The 23719-nt window shown below is 29.1% G+C and carries 22 protein-coding genes; all 22 read right to left on the reverse strand.

Features of this window, described 5'->3' with window-relative positions; translation table 11 throughout:
- Positions 1-53 precede the first annotated feature (53 nt).
- The 22 genes from ppdK to hemW all read right to left on the reverse strand — a co-directional run bounded on the left by ppdK (position 54) and on the right by hemW (position 23636).
- Positions 54-2684 carry a pyruvate, phosphate dikinase gene (ppdK, locus tag ACQRD5_RS00730; RefSeq protein WP_291626892.1) on the reverse strand — a complete coding sequence of 877 codons (2631 nt, stop codon included), beginning with the start codon at positions 2682-2684 and terminating at the stop codon, positions 54-56.
- Between the two features lie 75 nt (positions 2685-2759).
- Positions 2760-3398: a helix-turn-helix transcriptional regulator gene (locus tag ACQRD5_RS00735; RefSeq protein WP_427746409.1), complete on the reverse strand. Its 639-nt coding sequence runs from the start codon at positions 3396-3398 to the stop codon at positions 2760-2762.
- 180 nt (positions 3399-3578) lie between these two features.
- Positions 3579-4202, reverse strand: coding sequence for a DUF4342 domain-containing protein (locus ACQRD5_RS00740; RefSeq protein ID WP_294168918.1), 624 nt, complete (start codon positions 4200-4202; stop codon positions 3579-3581).
- Positions 4203-4207: 5 nt separating this feature from the next.
- The gene (gene recO, locus ACQRD5_RS00745; protein WP_291626889.1) at positions 4208-4957 is read right to left on the reverse strand and encodes a DNA repair protein RecO; all 750 of its coding nucleotides are present in this window, start codon (positions 4955-4957) and stop codon (positions 4208-4210) included.
- 4 nt (positions 4958-4961) lie between these two features.
- Positions 4962-5855 (reverse strand): GTPase Era, encoded by an 894-nt coding sequence (era, locus tag ACQRD5_RS00750; protein WP_294168920.1) that lies wholly within the window; start codon positions 5853-5855, stop codon positions 4962-4964.
- 120 nt (positions 5856-5975) lie between these two features.
- Complete coding sequence (locus tag ACQRD5_RS00755) at positions 5976-6677, reverse strand: diacylglycerol kinase (protein ID WP_291626887.1); 702 nt, start codon at positions 6675-6677, stop codon at positions 5976-5978.
- Positions 6678-6696: 19 nt separating this feature from the next.
- Positions 6697-7197 (reverse strand): rRNA maturation RNase YbeY, encoded by a 501-nt coding sequence (gene ybeY, locus ACQRD5_RS00760; RefSeq protein ID WP_291626886.1) that lies wholly within the window; start codon positions 7195-7197, stop codon positions 6697-6699.
- Between the two features lie 60 nt (positions 7198-7257).
- On the reverse strand, positions 7258-9324 hold the full coding sequence (locus ACQRD5_RS00765; protein WP_320627654.1) for an HDIG domain-containing metalloprotein: 2067 nt from the start codon (positions 9322-9324) through the stop codon (positions 7258-7260).
- 26 nt (positions 9325-9350) lie between these two features.
- Complete coding sequence (yqfD, locus tag ACQRD5_RS00770; protein WP_291626884.1) at positions 9351-10490, reverse strand: sporulation protein YqfD; 1140 nt, start codon at positions 10488-10490, stop codon at positions 9351-9353.
- Between the two features lies 1 nt (position 10491).
- Positions 10492-10770, reverse strand: coding sequence for a sporulation protein YqfC (gene yqfC, locus ACQRD5_RS00775; protein ID WP_291626883.1), 279 nt, complete (start codon positions 10768-10770; stop codon positions 10492-10494).
- Positions 10771-11208: 438 nt separating this feature from the next.
- Positions 11209-11385 (reverse strand): 30S ribosomal protein S21, encoded by a 177-nt coding sequence (rpsU, locus tag ACQRD5_RS00780; protein WP_003441547.1) that lies wholly within the window; start codon positions 11383-11385, stop codon positions 11209-11211.
- A gap of 118 nt (positions 11386-11503) precedes the next feature.
- Positions 11504-11845: a histidine triad nucleotide-binding protein gene (locus ACQRD5_RS00785; RefSeq protein WP_291626853.1), complete on the reverse strand. Its 342-nt coding sequence runs from the start codon at positions 11843-11845 to the stop codon at positions 11504-11506.
- Between the two features lie 19 nt (positions 11846-11864).
- The gene (mtaB, locus tag ACQRD5_RS00790; protein ID WP_427746410.1) at positions 11865-13169 is read right to left on the reverse strand and encodes a tRNA (N(6)-L-threonylcarbamoyladenosine(37)-C(2))-methylthiotransferase MtaB; all 1305 of its coding nucleotides are present in this window, start codon (positions 13167-13169) and stop codon (positions 11865-11867) included.
- Positions 13169-13924: an RsmE family RNA methyltransferase gene (locus ACQRD5_RS00795; RefSeq protein WP_291626849.1), complete on the reverse strand. Its 756-nt coding sequence runs from the start codon at positions 13922-13924 to the stop codon at positions 13169-13171. The genes mtaB and ACQRD5_RS00795 overlap by 1 nt, the downstream gene beginning before the upstream one ends.
- An 18-nt stretch (positions 13925-13942) precedes the next feature.
- Entirely contained in the window at positions 13943-14884 is a 942-nt protein-coding gene (prmA, locus tag ACQRD5_RS00800; protein ID WP_291626847.1) for a 50S ribosomal protein L11 methyltransferase, read from the reverse strand.
- A gap of 181 nt (positions 14885-15065) precedes the next feature.
- Entirely contained in the window at positions 15066-15563 is a 498-nt protein-coding gene (gene tpx, locus ACQRD5_RS00805; protein WP_294168925.1) for a thiol peroxidase, read from the reverse strand.
- 150 nt (positions 15564-15713) lie between these two features.
- Positions 15714-17264, reverse strand: coding sequence for a nitrite/sulfite reductase (locus tag ACQRD5_RS00810; RefSeq protein ID WP_427746411.1), 1551 nt, complete (start codon positions 17262-17264; stop codon positions 15714-15716).
- A 210-nt stretch (positions 17265-17474) separates the two neighbouring features.
- Complete coding sequence (gene dnaJ / locus ACQRD5_RS00815) at positions 17475-18605, reverse strand: molecular chaperone DnaJ (RefSeq protein ID WP_427746412.1); 1131 nt, start codon at positions 18603-18605, stop codon at positions 17475-17477.
- 91 nt (positions 18606-18696) lie between these two features.
- Complete coding sequence (gene dnaK / locus ACQRD5_RS00820) at positions 18697-20553, reverse strand: molecular chaperone DnaK (protein ID WP_294168929.1); 1857 nt, start codon at positions 20551-20553, stop codon at positions 18697-18699.
- A gap of 60 nt (positions 20554-20613) precedes the next feature.
- The gene (gene grpE / locus ACQRD5_RS00825) at positions 20614-21267 is read right to left on the reverse strand and encodes a nucleotide exchange factor GrpE (RefSeq protein ID WP_291626839.1); all 654 of its coding nucleotides are present in this window, start codon (positions 21265-21267) and stop codon (positions 20614-20616) included.
- 16 nt (positions 21268-21283) lie between these two features.
- Positions 21284-22315, reverse strand: coding sequence for a heat-inducible transcriptional repressor HrcA (gene hrcA, locus ACQRD5_RS00830; protein WP_291626913.1), 1032 nt, complete (start codon positions 22313-22315; stop codon positions 21284-21286).
- 184 nt (positions 22316-22499) lie between these two features.
- Complete coding sequence (hemW, locus tag ACQRD5_RS00835; protein ID WP_294168932.1) at positions 22500-23636, reverse strand: radical SAM family heme chaperone HemW; 1137 nt, start codon at positions 23634-23636, stop codon at positions 22500-22502.
- Positions 23637-23719 lie beyond the last annotated feature (83 nt).

The following is a 23719-nucleotide window of genomic DNA, read 5'->3' on the forward strand; positions in this document are numbered from 1 at the left end:
TATTAAAATAAGGCTACTTAATTTGGTAGCCTTATTTTTTATCTTTTTATTTATTATCTTTTATTTTTTACTTGTGCTTGTGCAGCTGCTAATCTAGCAATTGGAACTCTGAATGGTGAACATGAAACATAGTCTAATCCTATGTTATGGCAGAATTCAACTGATGATGGATCTCCACCGTGTTCTCCACAAATTCCTAGTTTAAGATCACTCTTAACAGATCTTCCTTTTTCTGCTGCTATTTTAACTAATTGACCAACACCCTTTTGATCTAACTTAGCAAATGGATCTTGTTCATATATTTTATTTTCATAGTAGCTTCCTAAGAACTTAGCAGCATCATCTCTTGAGAATCCAAATGTCATTTGTGTTAAGTCATTTGTACCAAATGAGAAGAAATCTGCTTCCTTAGCAATTTCATCAGCTGTTAATGCAGCTCTTGGGATTTCAATCATAGTACCTATCTTGTAGTCTAATTTAGTTCCCTTTTCTTCCATTACAGCTTCTGCAGTTTTAACTACTACATCTTTAACATATTTTAATTCCTTTACTTCTCCAACAAGTGGAATCATTATTTCTGGAACTATATCATATCCTTTAGTAGCTTTAACTTCTATTGCAGCTTCAATTACTGCTCTAGTTTGCATTTCAGCTATTTCTGGATAAGAAACTGCTAATCTACATCCTCTATGACCCATCATTGGATTGAATTCATGTAATTCATTAACTGTTGCTTTTAATTCTTCAAAAGTTATTCCAAGCTCCTTAGCTAATGCATCAATATCTTCATCATTATGAGGTAAGAATTCATGTAGTGGTGGATCTAAGAATCTTATAGTTGCAGGCATTCCTTCTAAAGCTTCATAAATTCCAATAAAGTCTTCTCTTTGCATTGGAAGTAATTTTTCAAGAGCTTTTCTTCTTTGCTCTTCATTCTTAGCAACTATCATTTCTCTAACTGCCATAATTCTGTCTTCAGCGAAGAACATATGCTCAGTTCTACATAATCCAATACCTTCTGCACCAAATTCAACTGCTTGAACAGTATCTCTTGGAGAGTCAGCATTAGTTCTAACTTTTAATTTTCTTATTTCATCAGCCCATGCCATAAATGTAGCAAAATGTCCTGATATTTCTGGTGTTACTGTCTTAACAGCTTCTCCATATACATTACCAGTTGATCCATCTATAGAAATATAATCATCAGCAGTATATACTTTACCATTTACTTCTAATGTTTTATCTTCTTCATTAACTTTTATAGCTCCACATCCAGCAACACAGCAAGTTCCCATTCCTCTAGCAACAACAGCTGCGTGAGATGTCATTCCACCTCTTACAGTTAAGATACCTTCAGCAGCTATCATACCTTCAATATCTTCTGGTGAAGTTTCAAGTCTAACTAAAACTACTTTTTCACCCTTTTCATTTCTTTCCTTAGCTTCTTCTGCAGTAAATGCAATCTTACCACAAGCAGCTCCTGGAGATGCTGGAAGTCCTTTTGCAATTGCTTCAGCTTTCTTTAAATCATCACTATGGAAAGCTGGGTGAAGTAATGAGTCTAATTGGTTTGGTTCAACTTTTAAAATTGCTTCTTCTTTAGTTAACATTCCTTCTTCAACTAAATCAACAGCTATTTTTAATGCTGCTTGAGCAGTTCTCTTACCATTTCTTGTTTGTAAGAAGTATAATTTACCTTCCTCAATAGTTATTTCCATATCTTGCATATCTTTATAGTGGTTTTCTAATGTATTAACTATATCAGTAAATTGTTTGTATATTGCTGGATTTTGTTCTTCTAATTTAGATATTGGTAGTGGTGTTCTTATACCAGCAACAACGTCTTCACCTTGAGCATTCATTAAATACTCACCATATATTATATTTTCTCCAGTAGCAGGGTCTCTTGAGAATACAACTCCTGTTCCTGAAGTTTCTCCTTTATTACCAAATACCATTTCTTGAACGTTTACTGCTGTACCCCATTCTCCTGGAATATCATTTAATCTTCTATATACTATAGCTCTTGGATTATTCCATGATCTAAATACAGCTGTTATAGCTTCAATTAATTGAGTTTTAGGATCTTGTGGGAATTCTTCCCCTTTTTCTTTTTTATAAAGTTCTTTATATCTTTCAACTAAAACTTTTAAATCATCAGCTGTTAAATCAGTATCGAATTCAACACCTTTTTCTTCTTTCATTTCATCAATTAGATTTTCAAATAATCTTTTTTCAATGTTCATAACAACGTCAGAGAACATTTGAATAAATCTTCTATATGAATCGTATGCAAATCTTGGATTGTTTGTTAAATCAGCCATTGCAACAACAGATTGATCGTTTAATCCAAGGTTTAAAACTGTATCCATCATACCTGGCATTGATACTCTAGCACCTGATCTTACAGATACTAATAAAGGTTTAGTTAAACTTCCAAATTCTTTACCTGTTAGATTTTCTAAATCAGATATTTTTTGATGAATTTCTTCAATAATTTCTGGTGCAATTACTTTTCCATCTTCGTAATATTTATTACAAGCTTCTGTAGTAACTGTGAATCCTTGTGGTACAGGAATTCCTAGTAGAATCATTTCTGATAAATTTGCTCCTTTACCTCCTAGAAGGTTTTTCATTGATCCATTTCCTTCGTTAAAAAGGTAAACGTACTTCTTTTTCTCCATCTCAATACTCCTCCGTTCAATAGAATTGATATTATATACTAACAGTATTTTTATACTGTTGATACCAAATAAAAATTAGTTTCCCTCTCCTAATTTAACAAAAAGTTTAGTTATATTAGTTTTTGAAATTTTACCAATAATCTTAAACTTTACTTTTTCCTTTGATGAAGTTTTTATTTTTTCAACTATTGGAATACTATCTATTTCATGTTCAATAATTTTTTTTGCCAAATCATAAGCACTGTCATCTGCAAAACCACAAATTATATTTGGCATTCTAGTCATTATTACTCCAACTGGAACCTTATTTATATCAGTTCCTCCAATAGCATTTTTTAAAAAGTCTTTTCTAGAAACAGCACCTACTAAGGCACCATCACTTTCGATAAATAAAGTGCCTACGTCATTCAAAAACAAGAATACGATTGCATCATATACTGTAGTTTCCTCACTTACTGTTACCGGCTTTGACATTATCTCACCCGCTAAAACCTTAGATATGTTTTCTAAAATCCTAGTATTTTGACCTTTTCCTAAATATACATATCCAACCTTAGGCTTAGCATCTAGTATTCCTATCATAGTTAAAATAGCTAAATCTGCTCTTAAAGCAGCTCTAGTTACCCCAAGCTTTTCAGCTAATGCTTCGCTTGTTACAGGCTGTCCTTCTTTAACTATCCTTACTATTTCTTCTTGCCTTTCTGATAACTTCAAATTTATCCCTCTTTCTAGGTTTACCGGAAATATTCAGATAATTTAGATTAGTGCGATATTTACATACTAATTATATCATTTTATAACAGTTTGACTATGCTCAATTTTCTGAATAATCGTTCATATTAGCTGAATATTTCCATTTTTCTAATTTTATTCTCAATTTAATACTGTTTATCTTTATTTTACTCTATTTTTCTCATCTTCGTCAAATTTGACAGTATAAGTAAAAGAATTACTATCTTTATTTTCATCTTCTTTAGATTTATCAGGTTTTACAACATAATCATCAGAAGAAAATTTATCTTTTTTAACTTCATCAACCTTGTTCTTTACCTTTTCTGCTACACCAGTAGCTGCATCTTTAATATCATCTACAGCTTTACTTATATACTTGTTAACTACTTCAACTGTACCATCTGCTTTAGTAATTTCAATTGTTATTTGTGTTACAACTCCTGCTATTACTATAAATGCTAAAATTGGTGGGAAAATAATCGCAATTACACCTGCTGCTATACCAGCATTAACAGGTACATCAACTATTTCTTTTTCATCTTTACTTATTCTAATTCTAGTTACATTTCCTTTATTTATTAAGTCTTTAAGCCATTTCTTAAATTCTTCTATACTTTCAGCCTTTATTTTACTATTTTCTTTTGCATCAGCTTCTTTTATGTTTTCAATGTATATAATTGCTTCTAATACATCTCCATTAGCTATTTCAAGTGCATTTTTAGCTTCTGCATAAGTAACTCCAGTCCTCTCTCTTACTTGATCTACCTTTTCTAAAGTTATTTCCATATTAATCACTCCTTTATATAATTTAACATTTCTAAGCTTTTTGGTTTTTTAGAATAATTTGAAGATATTATGAAAGTTGTTATCTTTCTTATATCTTTTTTAACGTCATCATTTATATTTAACTTATATATCTTATCCATAGGTGTCTTAAGTAAAAACTTTATTGAATTATATGCTGGTTTAGAAATATAAATACCATGCTCTCTAGAGCATTCTTCACAAACACCACCGTAATTAGAAAGAGATATATAATTAGATACCGAAATTTTCTTTCTGCATTTTACGCACGAATCTAAGTTTAACCCATATCCTGTTTCTTTTAATAGTTTAAGCTCAAAGGATCTTATTAGCATTTCATAATCAAGTGCATCTGTATTTAACAAATACAGACATGTTAAAAAACTCTTGAATAAATTATGATTTACTTCTCCTTCTTCAACACATATATCTATTAATTCACAAATATAAGATGAATACGTAAGCTTATCTAAATTATCTAATAACCCTTGAAAAGAATTTATTATCTTACCCTCTTGTAAATTATATAAATTCTTTCCTTTAAATAATACATATTCCCCATAACATAAAGGTAAAGTAATAGATAAAAATTTACTTTTACTTTTTCTAGCCCCTTTTGCTATAGATGTTATCTTTCCAAATTTATCTGTGTATAGCCACACTAACTTATCATTTTCTTTAAATTCCATAGTCTTTATAACTACAGCATCCACCTTATGTAGTGACAGAAAAATCATCCCCTTAATTTTTTACCTTTTTATATCCTAGTTCCTTTAATAGGTTTTGATTATCTCTCCACTCTTTTCTAACCTTTACCCATATCTTTAAATTAACTTTTGCATGTAAGAATCTTTCTATTTCGTATCTTGCTGTTTCACCTATCTTCTTTAAGCACTGACCATTTTTCCCTATTATTATTCCTTTATGGGAATCTTTTTCACAAAGCATATCTACTTCAATATGCCAAGTGCCACTAGGACTTTGTTTCATTTGAATTATATCTACTGCTATACCATGTGGTATTTCTTCTCTTAATGTTCTTAAAGCTTTTTCCCTTATAATTTCTGATACTACAAATCTTTCTTGAACATCAGTTATCATATCATCAGGATAATATTTAGGACCTTCTGGCATAGCTTCTACCATCAAACTAACTAATTTATCTACATTTTTGCCCTTTAAAGCTGATATAGGAATTATCTCTTTGAATTCCATTTCCTTAGAATACATTTGAAGAGTTTTAGCAACTCTATCTTGAGTAAATTCATCTATCTTATTAACTACTAAAAATACTGGTGCTTTTTGATTTTTTAAAGTTTCGATAATAAACTTATCTCCTCTTCCTATCTCTTCGTCAGGGTTTATTAAAAATAATACAAGATCAACTTCCTTTATTGAATCCTTAGCTGAATTAACCATATATTCCCCTAATTTATGCTTTGGCTTATGTATGCCAGGAGTATCAACAAATACAATTTGATATTCATCACCAGTTAATATTGTTTGAATATTATTTCTAGTTGTTTGAGGCTTATTTGATACTATAGATAGCTTTTCTCCCATTATTTCATTTAATAAAGTTGACTTACCAACATTTGGTCTACCAACTATTGTTACGAATCCTGATTTAAACATTTTTCCTCCTAGTTTAACCCAGTATAAGAAATATCTAACTGGGGTATTTAATATAACTCTTTGTTATAATTTATCTTTAATAAATTATAACATTCTCACAGATTTTTATCATCATTTTAATTAAATTTTAAAAATAGTAAATATAAATAGTGTTAATAAGGTACCAAAAAAAGCTCCTACGACAACTTCAAATACTGAATGAATATTAGAATCCACTCTGCTTTGCGCTGTTATTACTGCCATTAAATAGCTAAGCATTATACATATAGGTTCTTCTGTAATTAATGATATGGCAGTTGCTATTGAAAAGGATAGAGCACTATGCCCACTAGGCATACCACCTCTCAATGGTGTACCTTCTCCAAAAATTGATTTCACTATTAAAGTTACTATTACAACAACTACTAATGCAATTAACACCATATAAGGTTCTGATTCTTTCATCTTATGAATAACATCATATGAAATTAATGAAATCTTATCCCAAAATATAATATAGCCTACAACTAGTGCATTCATTGCAGTAATTAACACAGCACCTGCAGCTGCATTTTTTGCTATTTTGGCAAGTGGATGATAATGATTAGTAGACATATCAATAGTTGCTTCAATTGCAGTATTTATAACTTCAGCAGCCAATACCATTGTAATTGTAATTGCTAATATAAGAAATTCCACCTTTGATATATCTATTACAAAACAAGCTATAAGAACACATAAAGCAGCAAATATGTGAATCTTCATGTTTCTTTGACTTCTAATAGTTTGAATAATACCTGTTACTGCATAATTAAAGCTTTCAACCAGCTTTTTTATCTTCATAAACCCTCCCATTATAGTTTTATCTTCTAATATCTAATTTATTTAAAATTTCTTCTTCTCTTTTTCTCATTTTCTTTTTATCTTCTTCTATCATGTGGTCATAACCAAGTAAATGTAAAATAGAATGGACTACTAAATAACTTACTTCTCTTTCATAAGAATGACCATATTCTTCACTTTGTTCCAAAGCTTTTTCTAAGGATAATACCATATCTCCAAGCACTATTTCATTTCCATCTTTAAAAGTCTCATCAAAATCAAAATCTAAATACATATCTTTATAAACCTTGTTTTCTTCAAAATCTAACATAGGAAAGGATAATACATCTGTTTCTCTATCAATATCCCTAGTCTCATTATTTATTTCTCTTATTTCATTATTATCTACAAATAATAATGAAATTTGATATTCAATATCTACACCTTCTTCTTTCAAAGCAAAATCACAAACCTTTGAAATATCATCTATAAATTCTTCAGTTACTTCAATTTTATCTTGTCTATTTTCTGTATATAACATTTTTTCTCCTTTTTCAAATAATTTATTAATAATAAAGGGAAAGGTAAATACCCTCCCCTATTAATTATTCACCTTTTTCTCAGTTGGATATTCTATTCTATGATGATATATTCCATCTAAAGTCTTTAAAAAACTTTTCCTTATTAATTCTATATCTTTTAATGTTAAATCACAATTTATTAATTGATTATTATTTATTTTATCATTAATTATATTATTTACCATATTTTCAATTTTATCTTTAGTTGGCTCAGGAATTGATCTTACTGATGCCTCCACACTATCTGCAAGCATTAATATTCCAGATTCCTTAGTATCAGGAATTGGACCTGGATATCTAAAATCTTCTTCATTAATTTCTTCTGGATTATCAGAGGAGTTTTTAACTTTATAATAAAAATATTTAACTAAAGTTGTCCCATGATGTTGGACTATTATATCTTGAATAATCTTTGGAATCTTATGCTCCTTAGCCATTTCTAATCCATCTTTAGTATGAGATAAAATAATTAAAGTACTTAAATTTGCTGTAATCTTATCATGAGGATTTTCTTTACCTATTTGATTTTCACCAAAGAAATAAGGCCTTTTAGTTTTTCCAATATCATGATAATAAGCTCCAACTCTTGCTATTACTGGATTTCCTCCAACAACTTCCGCTGCTGCTTCTGCTAAATTAGCTACCATCATACTATGATGGTAAGTACCAGGAGCTTCCATTAACAACTTCTTCATAAGTGGTTGATTTGGATTAGATAACTCTAATAGTTTTATATTAGTAACTACATCAAAAATTGATTCATAAAATGGTAGTAATCCAACAGATAATATTCCAGATATCAAAACTCCAATAATAACAAATCCTGTTTGAATAAAATTTTCTTTTAAATTATTAGATGAAATCATACCAACAGTTAATGTTAATACAGCTAATACAATTGCTATATACATAGTTGAGTAAATAATATCATTTCTTTGTTGAACCTTTTTAACTGATGTTGATCCTAAGACAATAGCTATTACAGATAAAATAATTACAGATGGATTAAATCCAACAACTACCGAAACAAATACTAAATTTAATAAATTAACAAAAAGTGATAATCTATATTCTATTAGTATAGTCATTAACATTGCTCCAGAAGCAATAGGAATTAAATATGGTGATATTATATTTAAACTTAACGATAGAATAATAGTAATAATATTTATACCACTTATTAAAACTATAAATTTATTGCTTTTATATATATCAGGTCTTTCTCTAGATATATAGCTATATTCAATAAATAAAACTAATGCAACTAAAATAGCTAATGCAATAAATGAGGATAAATAGCTCTTTGTTAGTCCACTATTTAATAACCCTAACTCATTTAATATTTCTATTTGCCTTTCAGTAACAGGTTCTCCTTCTTTAACTATAATTTGATTTTTCTTTATTATTTCCTTTTGTACATTTTTTTGTACTTCTTTTATATTTTCCTCCATTTTTTCTTTATCAATAAATAAATTCGCTTTAATTTGCGAATATAAAACACTCTTCAAAGTATCTTCTAAATTTCTATCTAAGTTATAACTAATAAGTTCTTCACTTGCTAAATCCTTTGCTTTTTGTAAAGCTTCATAGTCATTTTCTCCAATATTATTTTTATAAGCCTTTTCTAAAGCTTGTAACGTTTTATTTTGAATATCAGAAATCTTAGAAGCTTCTAAGGACAATAATATGTTATATTCTTCATCTGTTAACCTAAAGTCATCAATTTTTTTAATTTCTGTAAGTTTATCTTTAACATCTTTTGTTGAAGAAACCTCTGTTGCTACCTTATTAAATAGTTTGTTTATATTATCTATAGCTTGAGTCTTTACTTCACTCTTTACTGTATATTGTTTATCTTCTTTAGCTTTAGCTATAGCTTCCTCTATTTTTTCTTGCGTTGCTATTTCATCCACAGTATCTATTGGTGCCTTTATATCTACAGTTGCTATATCTCCAACAGATAAATTATGCTTCTTGGGTGAAATTGTAGTTAATAAGATTACATAAGTAACTAAAAATACTATTATGTATATCAGAATTCTTTTGTATCCTTTATTATCATTCTTCTTATCTTTCTTCAAAAACAAATTTATCCTCCTTTAACTACATAGTTTTAATAATCAACAGGTTCATTATTAACAATATTTTGTTGAACTATAAAAACTACGTTCACTACTATATCTTCAATTGAGTTCTCCTTTGTAGTAATAATTCTATCAACAATTTTAGCCTCTCTTGTTAAACTATTGTAAAGTGATTCCTCTAAAGCTTTTACAGAATTATTTATTATTTCTTCTTTTGATAGTTCTACTGGAAATTCTTTTTTTTCATAATAATTTATCTTCGTTATTATTTTTTTACTTTCCTCTATTTTATCATACTCTTTAAAATCTTTTATAGCTTTTTTAATATAAATTTTTTTCCCAAAGAAAGATAAATAAATATCACTATCTTTTTCTCCTGTTCTCTTCATTTCCTTTCCATCTACTTTAGCCATCATACTTTTTTCATAAAATGTATTTGCCATTACTACCCCATCTGGTATAACCTCATAAGGCTCTTCTTCTTTTCCATTTATTCCTTCTATTATTACATCTCCAACATGAACATATTCTCCAGCATGAACAGTAGATCTTCCTGAAAATGTATATACTCTACTAACTTCCCCATCCATCTTAGCAACTAAATTCCCATATTTTTTTTCTTTAATTTTTGGAGGGTTTACTTTTTCTTCAATAGATATTTTTAATGTAGATCCTTCAACCCTAGCTCTAAGCCAAAGTATATCAGAATTAATATTTTCTAACTTTTTCTCTATATCTTTAAAATCTATTGATTTCTTTCTTATACCTGGCTTAATTCCCATAGAATAAAGCTGTTGCCTTATTTCATATGGAGAAACATTTTGTTTTGTAGTAATTTCTATGCTCCATACAAAGGTTGAAAAATATAAGAGTAAAATAAAAAAAATTCCTCCTCCTATGCATAAAAATAATTTTTTCTTTAATTTACCCACAAGAAATAACCTACCCTTGCTTCCTACTATTTTACATTTTCCATTTAACTTTTTAACAATAAGGATAACATCTTTATAATCACTATACTCTATAGTTATCCTAATGGTTGCAGCATCAACTCTCTTTACATTAATAATCTTAATATTTTCACTCCACAATATGTTCAAAAGTCTTTCAGGTCTTAATATGTTAATTTCAACTATAACTCTACCACTTTCAAAAACTCCTGTTGCCATACTACACCTCATAACTAATTAATTTAAAATTGCCACTAATGGTTATAGTTGATTCTCCAATATATAATATTTCAAAGTTTTCTCCTTCAATATTAATAATTTTATCTTTGGTATTTATTTTAATAATACTTCTTTCAAATAATATTATACCTTTATGATTCTCTATAGTTATTTCACTATTACCAATAATAGTTATCTTAGGAAGATTCATTGTTACATCTTTAGGTAAGTCAAATTTTTCACTTAATATCTCTCTAGTTCTTTCTATTTTTTCTTTCATATACTTATCTCCTTATATTTTTTTCTCATAGTACTCTATGATTAAAATATATAGAAAATTACTTAAAAAAAGTAAAAAGCAAAAGGAATAAATTCCTTTTGCTTTTATTTATCAACTAATATTAATCTTATAAAATTGACTTTGTTATAACTTTACAGTTATTAATGTTATTACCACCAACGGTGTAGCTGTTTCTTTAATAATTTTATTTTTCTTTTATTTACTGCTGAGGAAGGTACTTAATAAGATTTATCACAAAATCTTATTTATTCCCTCAATTCAAGTATAATAATTATTACACTTTTTTGATAAACATATAAACTATAGTCCTCAACCTTAATGTATTAAAAATACACTTAGACTTATTGGATAAACATAGCCTCCAATAATAGCTAACTTAATTAATTAAGTTAAATTGAAAATTAAATCAAAATTATTCTACTTGAATTTTCTCTTTCTAGCAGCTTCTGATTTTTTCTTTCTTTTCACGCTTGGCTTTTCATAGTGTTCTCTCTTCCTAACTTCTGAAAGAACTCCTGCTCTAGCACATTTTCTCTTGAATCTTCTTAACGCACTTTCAAGTGTTTCGTTTTCTCCAACTTTTATTTCTGACATCTATTATCCCTCCCTCCGCTAGCTCAAATTAATTAATTTAACTCAGCTACGGGCTTAATAACACACGCTATATTATACAATAGGTGGTCTTTAAAGTCAACTATTTGCTATAAACATTTTAGCCTGGTGGCCATTTTAAATCTCTTTGACCTAATACATGAAAATGCATATGATCTACAGTTTGACCTCCATCTTTTCCACAATTATTCACTATTCTATAGCCTGTTTCATCGATATTTAATTCTCTTACTAATTTATTAATTACTAAGAAGATATGTGAAATAATATCACAATTTTTTTCAGTTAATTCATTAACGCTTTTAATATGCTCCTTAGGTATAACTAAAAAATGTACAGGAGCCTCCGGACTTATATCATGAAAAGCCAATACCTTATCATCTTCATATATCTTTTTGCTTGGAATCTCTCCATTTACTATTTTACAAAAAATACAATTCATAAAATCACCACCCTTCATACTAAAGTAGTTTTGCTATTCCATATTCATTTTCTGCTTTTTCAATCTCTATATCTACTATTTTACCAGTAACATCGGTACATGTGCAAGGGACCTGTACTTTTATATAGTTTCTTGTATAGCCTTCATACACTCCATCTTTCCCTTTTACTTGTGTTTCTATTAAAACATCCATTTCTTTTCCTATAAACTTTTCTATAAATTCTTTTTCATTTTTATTGCTTAATTCAATTAAAAGCTTACTTCTCTTTTCTTTGATAGTTCCATCTATTTGATTTCCCATATCAGCAGCTTTAGTTCCTTTTCTCGGACTATATTTAAATACATGAGTTTTAGTAAGTTTAATTTTTTCTAAGAATTTATAAGTTTCATTGAATTCCTCTTCTGTTTCTCCTGGGAATCCTACTATAACATCTGTAGTAATAGAGACATCAGGCATAGTTTCTCTTAACAGTTCAACACTTGCAGCATATTCTTCTGCAGTATATCTTCTATTCATTCTTTTTAGAGTTGCATCACATCCACTTTGTAATGATAAATGGAAGTGAGGACAAAGCTTTTTAAAACCTTTCATCTTTTCTATTACTTCTTCAGTAAAGAATGCAGGCTCTATTGAGCCTATTCTAATTCTTTCAATTCCTTCAACCTTTTCTATTTCATCGATTATATCTATAAGATTTACGCTACCTTCTAAGTCTAACCCATAGGATGCTGTGTGAATTCCTGATAAAATAATTTCTTTGAATCCATGCTCTGCTAACTTATTTACTTCTTCTAATACTTTTTTAGGATCTTTTGAACATACTGATCCTCTTGAATATGGTATTATACAATATGTACAAAATCTATTACATCCATCTTGAATCTTTAAGAATGCTCTAGTTTTATCTTGATATTCTTCTATATTTAATTCTTCAAATTTCTTATTTTTAAGTACACCTTCAACATGGACTTGTAATTTTCCTTCATCTCTTGCTTTATTTACATAATAAACTACATCACCTTTATTTCTTGTACCTAAAACTACATCAACTCCAGGTATTTCTGAAACTTCTTTTGGAGCTATTTGTGAATAACATCCTACAACGGCAATTATAGAATTTTCATTTAATCTTCTTGCTCTATTTATTATTTGTCTAGACTTTTTATCACCCATATTAGTAACAGTACATGTATTTATTACATACACATCTGCTTTTTCACTAGATTCTACAACTTCATATCCTTCTCTTATAAACTTTTCAGCCATAGCTTCTGATTCATATACGTTAACCCTACAGCCAAGAGTAGAAAATGCAACTTTCATTATTTATTTCCTCCTAAATCTCCAAGCTCATATTGAACTAATGAAGTAGCAACAAAGCCCGCTGTTTCAGTTCTAAGAATTCTACTTCCTAAAGTTACAATATAAGCACCATTTTCTTTTAATTCATTTATCTCACTTGATTCAAATCCACCTTCTGGACCAACTAAAATTCCAACTGTTTTTATTTTAGATGTATCAATGCTATTATCATTAAATAATGTTTTTATTCCAAAATTCTCAGCATTTTCGTAAGGAACTATAACTAGATCTAAATCTTTCATAGCTTTCTTTGCTTCTTCAAAAGTAATAGGTTCACAAACCTTTGGTATAATTGTTCTTTTACTTTGCTTTGCAGCTTCTAGTGCTATTCTATTTAGTCTATCTAACTTTTTAAATTCACCTTTTAATTTTATATCTACTCTTTCAGTTAAAGTAGGTATGAATTCAGTTATACCTAATTCTGTTCCTTTTTGAACTATTAAATCCATCTTTTGAGCCTTTGGTAAACCTTGAAATAAATAAATTTTCACTTTACTTTCATTATTTATTTCAAGCTTTTCTTCTATATCTACAATTACTTCTTGTTTTGTAATAGTCCTTATTTTCGCTAAAAATTCGTGGCCATCACAATTATTTAAAACTATTTTATCCCCTTCATTTAGCCTTAATACTTTATATAAATGTTTTACATCATCACCTAAAATTTTTGCTGTTATATCTGTAAAATTTTCTTTAGGAGTAAAAAATTTATGCATACAACAATCTCCTTAAAACTATTTTAATTTGGCAACTATGCAGTTCCATTCCCCATCTTTATTTATTTCCAATACTTCAAAGCCTACTTCTTCAAGCTTCTTAGTAACCATATCTACCCTATCATGAATAATTCCAGAAGTTATAAAGTATCCATCTTTCTTTAATACTCTTTTAACATCTTCTGTTAATATACAAATTACTTCTGCAATTATATTAGCAACTACTATATCTGCTTTGCCATCTATTACTTCAACTAAATTTCCATATAATATTTCTATATTATTTAAATTATTTAACCCTACATTTTCATTTGCAGATTCTACTGCAACTGGATCTAAATCCACTCCAATTGCCTTTTTTGCTCCTAGTTTTGCTGCAGCAATTGCAAGTATTCCAGAACCACACCCTACATCAAAAATAGTACTATCTTCTTTTACATACTTATCTAAAGCTTGGATACACATTCTTGTTGTTTCATGAGTTCCTGTTCCAAAAGCCATACCTGGGTCAAGCTCTAATACTAATTCATTTTCCTTAGCATCATATTCTTCCCAAATTGGTTTTACTACTATTCTTTCCCCAATCTTAGTAGGCTTATAATACTTTTTCCAATTATTAGCCCAGTCTTCTTCATGCATCTTTTCACTTTCAACCTTAGCTAATCCTGTATCTATACCCATTTCCTTTAGCTCTCTCATTTTTCCATTAACATATTCTAAGACTTCTTCTATGTTGTCTTCTTCAGAAAAATAAGCTTTAACTACAGCTACTTCCCCTTTATGTTCTAATACATTTATATCTGCAAAATCCCAAGTAAGCGGTCCTTGTTCTCTTTCTAATATGTCATTTGGATCTTCAATTGCAACCCCTTTACAATCTAATCCATAAAAAATTCCTGAAACTGGCTCTAAAGCTTCACTTTTTGTTATAACTCTAATTTCAATCCATGTTCCTTCCATTAAAATCAGTCCTTTCAAAGATATTTGACTAATTTATTATTTTACACTTATGTTAAGTTTCTGTCTAGGTATTAACTTAAAAAGTTTACCTTATAGATATTAATTAATTATAATAATAAAATAAGGCACTGATTTTTCAGTACCTTATCTATAGTCAAAAACTTATAACTATAAAATATTATTATTTAGATGCCTTAGCTGCTTCTAAAATTGCATCATAAGTTGGTTGGTCTGTGATTTCATCTAAGTATTCAACAAAAGTTATATTATTGTTTGAATCAACTACAAATGATGCTCTAGTTAATAATCCTAATTCCTTTGCATAAGTACCTGTAGCCATTCCGAAACTTCTATATTTATAATCTGAAAGAGTCTTAACTTTTTCCACTCCTTCTAATGCACACCATCTGCCTTGAGCAAAAGGTAAATCCATTGAAACTGTATAGCAAGTTACTCCATCTAATGAATCAATTTTTCCATTGAAAGTTTTTACTTCCATATCACAAACTGGTGTGTCTATTGATGGAACTGTTAAAAACACTCTAACGCCCTTTGAATCTTTTTCAGTGAAATCTCCTAATTCATTTGTAGTAACTGTAAATTCTGGGAACTTATCTCCAACAGCTAATGTATTTCCTTCTAATGTAATTGGTGCTCCTTGAAATTTTACCATTTTCATTTTATCTTCCTCCTAAATTAAAATAATCTTTATTATTTTAATAATAATCATTATCTATACCTTTGTATTATATATCTAATAATTACTTTCTGTAAATATTTATTATTTTCAAATATTGTCATTTTAACTTAGAATAAGCAATGTAATTGTTTATACCTCATATTTTGCAACTAAATCTTTAAATTCTTTCTCTTTCTTAATTAAATAATCATTGAATTCCATATTGCTTTCTTCTATATCATTAGAAAGATTTAATAAAAATTCTGGTATTTTCACAGCTGGGATATCCCCTAAAGCAGTTCCAAGCTTAGTTTCACCTACACCATATGCTCCTCCAACATATAAAGTAAAGCAGTCATCTACCTTATCTCCTACTCTCTTTTTCTTTCCAGTAAAGCCTATAGAAGATATTTGATGAACTCCACATGAATTTTGACAACCTGAAAAATGTATTTTAGGTAGTACATCTAATTTATTATTATTCTTCTTAAAATAATCTAAAACTGAATTTAAAGTTCCTTGACTATTACATAAGCCTATTTGACAAATTGGCACTCCAATACATGATACACTTTGTTCAAATTCAGTTTTAGCTCCCATTTCTTCAGTTAATTCTAATAATTCTCTCGCTTCATTTCCATTTAGATTTCTAAAATATATACCTTCTGTCATAGCTAATCTTATTTCTATGTCCTCAAAGTTATTTATTAAATCTAAAACCTTCTTTAAATCATTAGTTGGCCATTGTCCTCCAACTGGATGTAAGTATACACTATATAATCCCTTTTGTTTTTGCTTAAATAATCTAGGATTATTTATTTCTACTTCTATTCCTTGCTTATTATAAGTCTTATTATTTACTTCTATCTGTAAATTTTCACTAGCTTTAACTTCATCCACATATTTTTTATAACACTTTAAGAATTCTTCTTCTCCCATTCTATCTAATATGTATCTTACACGAGCTCTATTTCTATTTTCATAATCTCCTTCTGCCATAAACATTCTAACCATAGCTTCAATATAGAATAAAACATCCTTTGGTTCTATTAGCTCACTATATCTAGCAGCTTTTCTAGGATTTTGCCCTAATCCGCCACCTAGATATACTTCAAAATACTCTTTTCCTTCTTTATTAACTGCAACAAATCCTAAATCTTGAACTGTACAATGTGCTTCATCTTCTACGCCACTAGAAAAGGATACTTTCAGTTTTCTTGGTAATTTATATGTTGTAATTCTTTCTAAGAAATAATTTCCAGAAGCCATTGCATAAGGGGTAACATCAAAAGCTTCATTTTCCTGAACCCCAGATAATGGAGACATAGCTACGTTTCTAGGGTAATTTCCACCTGCTCCTCTTGTATAAATATTATTATCTAAAGCTTCCTTCATTAAATCACATATCTCATCTATATTAAGACCATGCAATTGTATAGCTTGACGAGTTGTTAAATGAATTTTATCAAGGCCATATTTATTTGCGAAATCGTAAACTTTATACATTTCATCTACATTTGTTACTCCTGATGGAATTCTAAGTCTTATCATGAATTCCTTTCCACCCTTATGAGCATATACTCCAAATCCACCAGAAGCATGTTTAAATTGCATTAAATTAATTTCTCCATTGATAAATTTATGACCTTTTTCTCTAAACCCTTCTATTTCTCCGTATAGAACTTCTTTTAATCTTTCCATTTTACCACCTCTTAACAAATTTCTTCCATGTTAAATTATATCATTAAAAATTATATGTTATCATTTGATATTCTTATAATAACTATAAGTATTACTTATTAGTAAAAATTTATTTCATTATTTATTTTACTCAAATTAATAGTTTTTATTATTATTTAAAATATAATTATTATATATGTACAAAAAGAGGATTAGCCTTTGCTAACCCTCTTATTTAAATAAATCTTTTAATCCTTTTTTATGGTGTATTCCTTCACCAACATTTTCTCCACAAGCTTCCATAAATGCTTTTAAAGCATCCTTTTGCTTTTCATTTAAATTCTTAGGAATATCTACTATTACTTTTACATATTGGTCGCCTCTTCCAGATAAATTAACCCTAGGTATTCCCTTTCCTTTTAATCTAAATAATGTACCTGATTGAGTTCCTGCAGGAATAGTATATTTAACATCTCCATCCACAGTTGCTACTGTTATTTCTGTTCCTAAAGCAGCTTTTCCCATAGAAATATGAGCATCTATATATATATCATTTCCTTTTCTTACAAACTTCTTTGAAGGAGCTACATTAATTCTTACATATAAATCTCCTGGAGGTCCATCATTAGTTCCATGATTTCCTTGTCCTCTTAAAGGCATAACATTTCCAGTATCAACACCTGCTGGTATATTAACTTTAATTTTTCTAGTCTTTCTTACATGACCTCTTCCATGACAATCTGTACATGGTTCTTCTATAACTGTTCCACTTCCACCACAGGTATTACAAGTTGAAGTGCTTACAAAACTTCCTAATGGAGTTTGTCTTTGTACCCTTACTTGCCCTTGACCATTACATGTTGGACATGTTTTCTTTGATGTGCCTGCTTTTGCTCCACTTCCCTTACAAGTTTCACACTTTTCACTTCTATCTATTGATATTTCTTTTTCTACACCAAAAACAGCTTCTTCAAAAGTTAAATTAATTGTATATTCTAAATCGGAACCTCTTTGAGGACCATTTCTTCTTCTTCCGCCGCTGCCTCCGCCACCGAAGAAGCTTTCAAATATATCTCCAAATCCGCCCATATCAGAAAAATCAAAGCCACCGAATCCACCTGATCCAAAACCACTACCATCAAAGTCAACTGTTCCATACATATCATATTTTGCTTTCTTATCTGGATCAGAAAGTACTTGATATGCTTCATTTATTTCTTTAAATTTATTTTCAGCTTCCTTATTACCTTGATTCTTATCAGGATGATATTTTATAGCTAACTTTCTAAAGGCCTTCTTTATGTCTGCATCTGATGCTCCTTTTTCAAGTCCAAGGGCTGCATAATAGTCCTTATTTGCCATCTATTTTCACCACCATTTTTTAACTTTATAAAAGGGAAGACGACTTTTGCCTTCCCTCCTATATTATATATATTACACTAATAGTTTACAACTATTTATCGTCTTTCACTTCAAAATCTGCATCTACTACATTATCATCATTTGGAGTACTGTTAGTTCCTGCTCCTCCCATATTGTTTGGATCAAAGCCTGCCCCTTCTGCTCCATTTGGATTAGCATCTGCATACATCTTAGATGAAATAGCATAGAATTCTTTATTTAATTCTTCCATAGCATTTTTTATAGCTTCAAGATCTTCTCCATCTTTAACTTTATTTAATTCATCTAATTTAGCTTGAACTTTTGCCTTATCATCTGCTGATACCTTATCACCTAATTCTTCTAAAGCTTTAGCTGTTTGATAAGCTACTTGATCAGCATTATTTTTAACTTCTATTTTTTCTTTTCTCTTCTTATCTTCTTCAGCAAATTTTTCTGCTTCTTTTACTGCCTTTTCTACTTCTTCTTCACTTAAGTTAGTTGAAGCTGTTATAGTGATATTTGCTTCTTTATTAGTTGCTTTATCTACTGCTGATACTTTAACTAATCCATTAGCATCTATATCAAATGTAACTTCGATTTGAGGAATTCCTCTTGGTGCTGGAGCTATTCCAGATAAAGTGAATCTTCCTAAAGTCTTATTGTCAGCTGCCATTTGTCTTTCACCTTGAACTACGTGAATTTCAACTGATGTTTGACCATCTGCTGCAGTTGAGAATGTTTGACTCTTCTTAGTAGGAATTGTAGTATTTCTTTCAATAAGTGGTGTAGCAACTCCACCTAATGTTTCAATTCCTAATGTTAATGGAGTAACGTCTAATAATAATACATCCTTAACTTCTCCAGTTAATACACCTGCTTGAATAGCAGCACCAATTGCTACACATTCATCTGGGTTTATTCCCTTTGAAGGTTCTTTTCCAGTAAAGTTCTTAACAGCTTCTACTACTGCTGGAATTCTTGTAGATCCTCCAACTAATATTACCTTATGAACATCGCTTAATGAAAGATTTGCATCTGCTAAAGCTTTTTTCATTGGATCAATTGTTCTTTGAACTAAATCATGAGTAATTTCATTGAATTTAGCTCTAGTTAAGTTCATATCAATATGTTTTGGACCTGTTGCATCTGCAGTAATAAATGGTAAGTTTATATTAGTTTGCATTGATGATGATAATTCAATCTTTGCTTTTTCAGCAGCTTCTTTTAATCTTTGAAGTGCCATCTTATCATTTCTTAAATCTATTCCATTTTCAGTCTTAAATGTATCTGCTATATAGTTCATGATTCTTTCATCAAAATCATCTCCACCTAGCTTAGTATCACCATTAGTTGCTAATACTTCAAATACACCATCACCTAATTCTAGGATAGATACGTCAAAAGTACCACCACCTAAGTCATAAACGAATATCTTTTCGTTAGAATCCATTTTATCTAATCCATAAGCTAAAGCTGCAGCTGTTGGTTCATTTATAATTCTTAAAACTTCTAAACCAGCAATTCTTCCTGCATCCTTAGTTGCTTGTCTTTGAGAATCATTAAAGTAAGCTGGAACAGTGATAACTGCTTGAGTTACGCTTTCTCCTAAATAAGCTTCTGCATCTGCTTTGATTTTTTGAAGAACCATTGCTGATATTTCTTGTGGTGAATGGTCTTTTCCATCTATATTAACCTTATAGTTAGTTCCCATATGTCTCTTTATTGATATTACAGTTCTATCTGGGTTAGTAATTGCTTGTCTTTTTGCGATTTGTCCTACTAATCTTTCACCATTTGCTTGGAATGAAACTACTGATGGAGTAGTTCTTGCTCCTTCTGAGTTACTTATTACAACTGGTTCTCCACCTTCCATTACTGCTACACATGAGTTAGTTGTTCCTAAATCAATTCCTATTATTTTTCCCATAATCTATTTCCTCCTAAAATATATCTTCTAATATTAAAATTTAGTTAATATGTCTTAATTTTAATTAGCTACCTTTACTACAGTATATCTAATAACCTTATCTCCTCTTTTATATCCCTTTTGGAATACTTCTGCAATTGAATTTGCTCCTAAATTTTCATCTTGTATATGCATTACTGCTTGATGATAGTTCGGATCAAATTCTCCACTAGCATCAATTTCTTCTACACCTAGTTTTTCAAAGGATGTTTTGAAACCTTTAATAGTCATTTCAATTCCTTTTTTAATATCTTCAACATTTCCTTCTACTGATATAGCTCTTTCTAAATTATCAAGTACAGGTATCATTTCTTTTAACACATCTGTACAAGCATCTGTGTATATTCCTTCTTTTTCTTTAGAAGTTCTTTTTCTATAGTTATCATATTCTGCTGTTAATCTAAGTAGTCTTTCTTTTAAAGCTTCTGCTTCATTGTTTAGCTTTTTGTTTTCATCTTTTAACTTACGCATAATATCTAATTCATTTTCCTTATCATTATTTTCTTCTGCCATATCTTCTGAAGAGTCCTCAGCTGAATCATTTGAAGAATCTGTTGTATCGTATTCCATATCTATATTTGATTCTTCATTTATTTCAGCATCAGCATTATTATTAACATTAGTTTTTTCTTCTGAACTATTTTGGTTATCTAATGTATCCTTAATATCCTCCACAAAAACACCTCATCTCTTACTCTATAATTTGATTTTTTAAGCTTTTATTAAGTTCTTTCATAACTTCATTCATAATTGCAATTACTTTTGAATAATTAATTCTCTTAGGTCCAATTAATCCAATCTTTCCTATTGGCCTACCATCTACAGAATATTCAGCTGATATAATAGAACAATCCTTTGCTTCTGGGAAAAAATTTTCCTCTCCAATTCTAATTGTAATATCATTTCCAGGTTCAATTAAATCAAGCAAATTATCTTTATCATTTATTAATGATAAAATTTCCTTTGCCTTTTCGATATTATTGTACTCAGGATAATTAAAAATATTAGTTGTTCCTTCAACAAATACTTCTGTATTGTTAGATTCCTTTAAAGTTTCATATAAAGCTGGAAGAATTCCATTAAACACTTCATCAAAACCTTGCAATTCATGCTTAAGGTTGTTAATAACTTCTAAATTAATTTCATCAATAGTCAAATTCCTAAGTCTAACATTTAAAACATTGTTAATCATTTGAATAGTTTCAGGTTTTGGCATATTATTAACTCTTATTCTATGATTTTTAATAACTCCACTATCTGCTACTATTACAGAGACCAAATTATGATTATCGATAGGCAATAATTGAATAGATTTAATATAACTACTTCTTACTGAAGGAGTCTGTACTACTGTAGTTAAGTTTGTTAGTTCTGAAAGTAGAGAACAAGCTTCCTTTACTATCTTATCTACTTCATACATTGCAGAATTAATTAAATACTCTTTAATTTTTAATTCCTCATCCTTAGTTAACCTTCCTGTATCCATTAACTTATCTACATATAATCTATAACCTTTATTGGAAGGTATTCTTCCTGCTGAAGTATGAGGCTGTTCCAAATACCCCATTTCCTCTAAATCAGCCATTTCATTTCTAATAGTAGCTGACCCTACTCCTAAGTTATATCTTTTAGCTATTGTCCTTGATCCTACTGGCTCACCAGTCATAATATAGTCATTAATGATAGCTTGAAGTATTTTTATTTTTCTTTCATCAATAGCCATTATATCACCTCTATCTGTTAGCACTCAATATGGTCGAGTGCTAATGACTACAATATCAATATATTCCTTATTAAGTTTTTTGTCAATTCAAATTAGCCACGAAATAAATAATATAATTTAATTTTATTAAATTATTTTTACTTTTCTTTATTTTTCTAATAAATTCTCTATTTTTCTACCATGCTTAAGTTAATATAAAATCACTCATTACTGAATTAGATAGCTCTATTCCCTTTTCCGTTAATTTCAATTTATCACTTTCTAAAATTAATAATTTTTTATTTATATTTTTATCAATAACCTCTTTATATATACTTTCAATATTTACCTGAAATCTTTTTTTAAATTCAGTTAAACTTATTCCTTCTAGCATTCTTAAGCCCATAAATACAAATTCTTCCATGCTATCTTCCATTGTATTTATTGTTATTTCTTCTATTATTTCTTCTCCTGAATTAATTCTATCTATGTAATTTTTAACATTATTTATATTTTTAATTCTTCTTCCATCTATAAATGAAGTAGATGCTGATCCAAGTCCTAAGTATTCATCACACTTCCAGTAAACCTTATTATGATAACATTCAAAACCTTCTTTTGAATAATTAGATATTTCATATTGATGATATCCATATTTAGTTAATATATCCTTAGTTATTTCATACATTAATCTTTCATCTTCCTCTGATGGTAGTATTAATTTATTGCTTTCCCAAAGCTTATAAAATGCTGTTCCTTCTTCAATTATTAAGCTATAAGCTGAAATATGCTCTGGATTTAAATTAGCAATTACTTCTAAAGATTCCTTCCATTCATCAACACTTTGATTAGGAAGCCCAAACATTAAATCTACATTTATATTTTTAAAGCCTACTTTTCTTGCTAATTTAAAATTTTCTTCAAATTGTTTAAAGCTATGAATTCTTCCTATATCCTTAAGCAATGAATTTTGAACTGCTTGAAGCCCCATACTTATTCTATTTACGCCTCCATTTAACATGGCTGCTAACTTTTCTTCTTCTAAAGCTCCTGGATTGCACTCCATTGTAAACTCCATATCTTCAATAAGATCAAGCTTTCTTATAGAATTTAAAATCTTAACTATTTCCTTAGTTTCAAGGTAAGATGGCGTTCCACCACCTATAAATATACTTTTTATAACATATTTACTTGCCTTAGACTCTATTTCCTTACATAATGCCTCAACATAATCATCTCTTAAGTAATCTATAGATGCATATGATGGAAAATCACAATAAAAACATTTTTGTTTGCAAAATGGTATATGTATATAAAGAGATAATTCTTTTTTATTATCCATATTATCAACTCTTTCTTTTTTAAATTCTTTTATTCTTATTATACAAAAACAACAGAAAATAGAAAGCATTTAACTTTTTTACA

The sequence above is a fragment of the Clostridium sp. SGI.024 genome, assembly GCF_050315195.1.
Taxonomy (GTDB): domain Bacteria; phylum Bacillota; class Clostridia; order Clostridiales; family Clostridiaceae; genus Clostridium.

What these genes read in the sequence shown, in the direction of transcription:
- rpsU (WP_003441547.1), bottom strand. Translation starts at nt 11,385, where the DNA reads ATGTCAGAAATAAAAGTTGGAGAAAACGAAACACTTGAAAGTGCGTTA.
- ACQRD5_RS00795 (WP_291626849.1), bottom strand. Translation starts at nt 13,924, where the DNA reads ATGCATAAATTTTTTACTCCTAAAGAAAATTTTACAGATATAACAGCA.
- yqfC (WP_291626883.1), bottom strand. Translation starts at nt 10,770, where the DNA reads ATGAAAGAAAAAATAGAAAGAACTAGAGAGATATTAAGTGAAAAATTT.
- mtaB (WP_427746410.1), bottom strand. Translation starts at nt 13,169, where the DNA reads ATGAAAGTTGCATTTTCTACTCTTGGCTGTAGGGTTAACGTATATGAA.
- hrcA (WP_291626913.1), bottom strand. Translation starts at nt 22,315, where the DNA reads ATGGCTATTGATGAAAGAAAAATAAAAATACTTCAAGCTATCATTAAT.
- era (WP_294168920.1), bottom strand. Translation starts at nt 5,855, where the DNA reads ATGTTTAAATCAGGATTCGTAACAATAGTTGGTAGACCAAATGTTGGT.
- ACQRD5_RS00810 (WP_427746411.1), bottom strand. Translation starts at nt 17,264, where the DNA reads ATGGAAAGATTAAAAGAAGTTCTATACGGAGAAATAGAAGGGTTTAGA.
- hemW (WP_294168932.1), bottom strand. Translation starts at nt 23,636, where the DNA reads ATGGATAATAAAAAAGAATTATCTCTTTATATACATATACCATTTTGC.
- ppdK (WP_291626892.1), bottom strand. Translation starts at nt 2,684, where the DNA reads ATGGAGAAAAAGAAGTACGTTTACCTTTTTAACGAAGGAAATGGATCA.
- yqfD (WP_291626884.1), bottom strand. Translation starts at nt 10,490, where the DNA reads ATGGCAACAGGAGTTTTTGAAAGTGGTAGAGTTATAGTTGAAATTAAC.
- ACQRD5_RS00740 (WP_294168918.1), bottom strand. Translation starts at nt 4,202, where the DNA reads ATGGAAATAACTTTAGAAAAGGTAGATCAAGTAAGAGAGAGGACTGGA.
- dnaK (WP_294168929.1), bottom strand. Translation starts at nt 20,553, where the DNA reads ATGGGAAAAATAATAGGAATTGATTTAGGAACAACTAACTCATGTGTA.
- ybeY (WP_291626886.1), bottom strand. Translation starts at nt 7,197, where the DNA reads ATGTTATATACAGAAAATAGACAAGATAAAATTGAAGTAACTGAAGAA.
- ACQRD5_RS00785 (WP_291626853.1), bottom strand. Translation starts at nt 11,845, where the DNA reads ATGAATTGTATTTTTTGTAAAATAGTAAATGGAGAGATTCCAAGCAAA.
- recO (WP_291626889.1), bottom strand. Translation starts at nt 4,957, where the DNA reads ATGATTTTTCTGTCACTACATAAGGTGGATGCTGTAGTTATAAAGACT.
- ACQRD5_RS00755 (WP_291626887.1), bottom strand. Translation starts at nt 6,677, where the DNA reads ATGAAGATAAAAAAGCTGGTTGAAAGCTTTAATTATGCAGTAACAGGT.
- dnaJ (WP_427746412.1), bottom strand. Translation starts at nt 18,605, where the DNA reads ATGGCAAATAAGGACTATTATGCAGCCCTTGGACTTGAAAAAGGAGCA.
- prmA (WP_291626847.1), bottom strand. Translation starts at nt 14,884, where the DNA reads ATGGAAGGAACATGGATTGAAATTAGAGTTATAACAAAAAGTGAAGCT.
- tpx (WP_294168925.1), bottom strand. Translation starts at nt 15,563, where the DNA reads ATGAAAATGGTAAAATTTCAAGGAGCACCAATTACATTAGAAGGAAAT.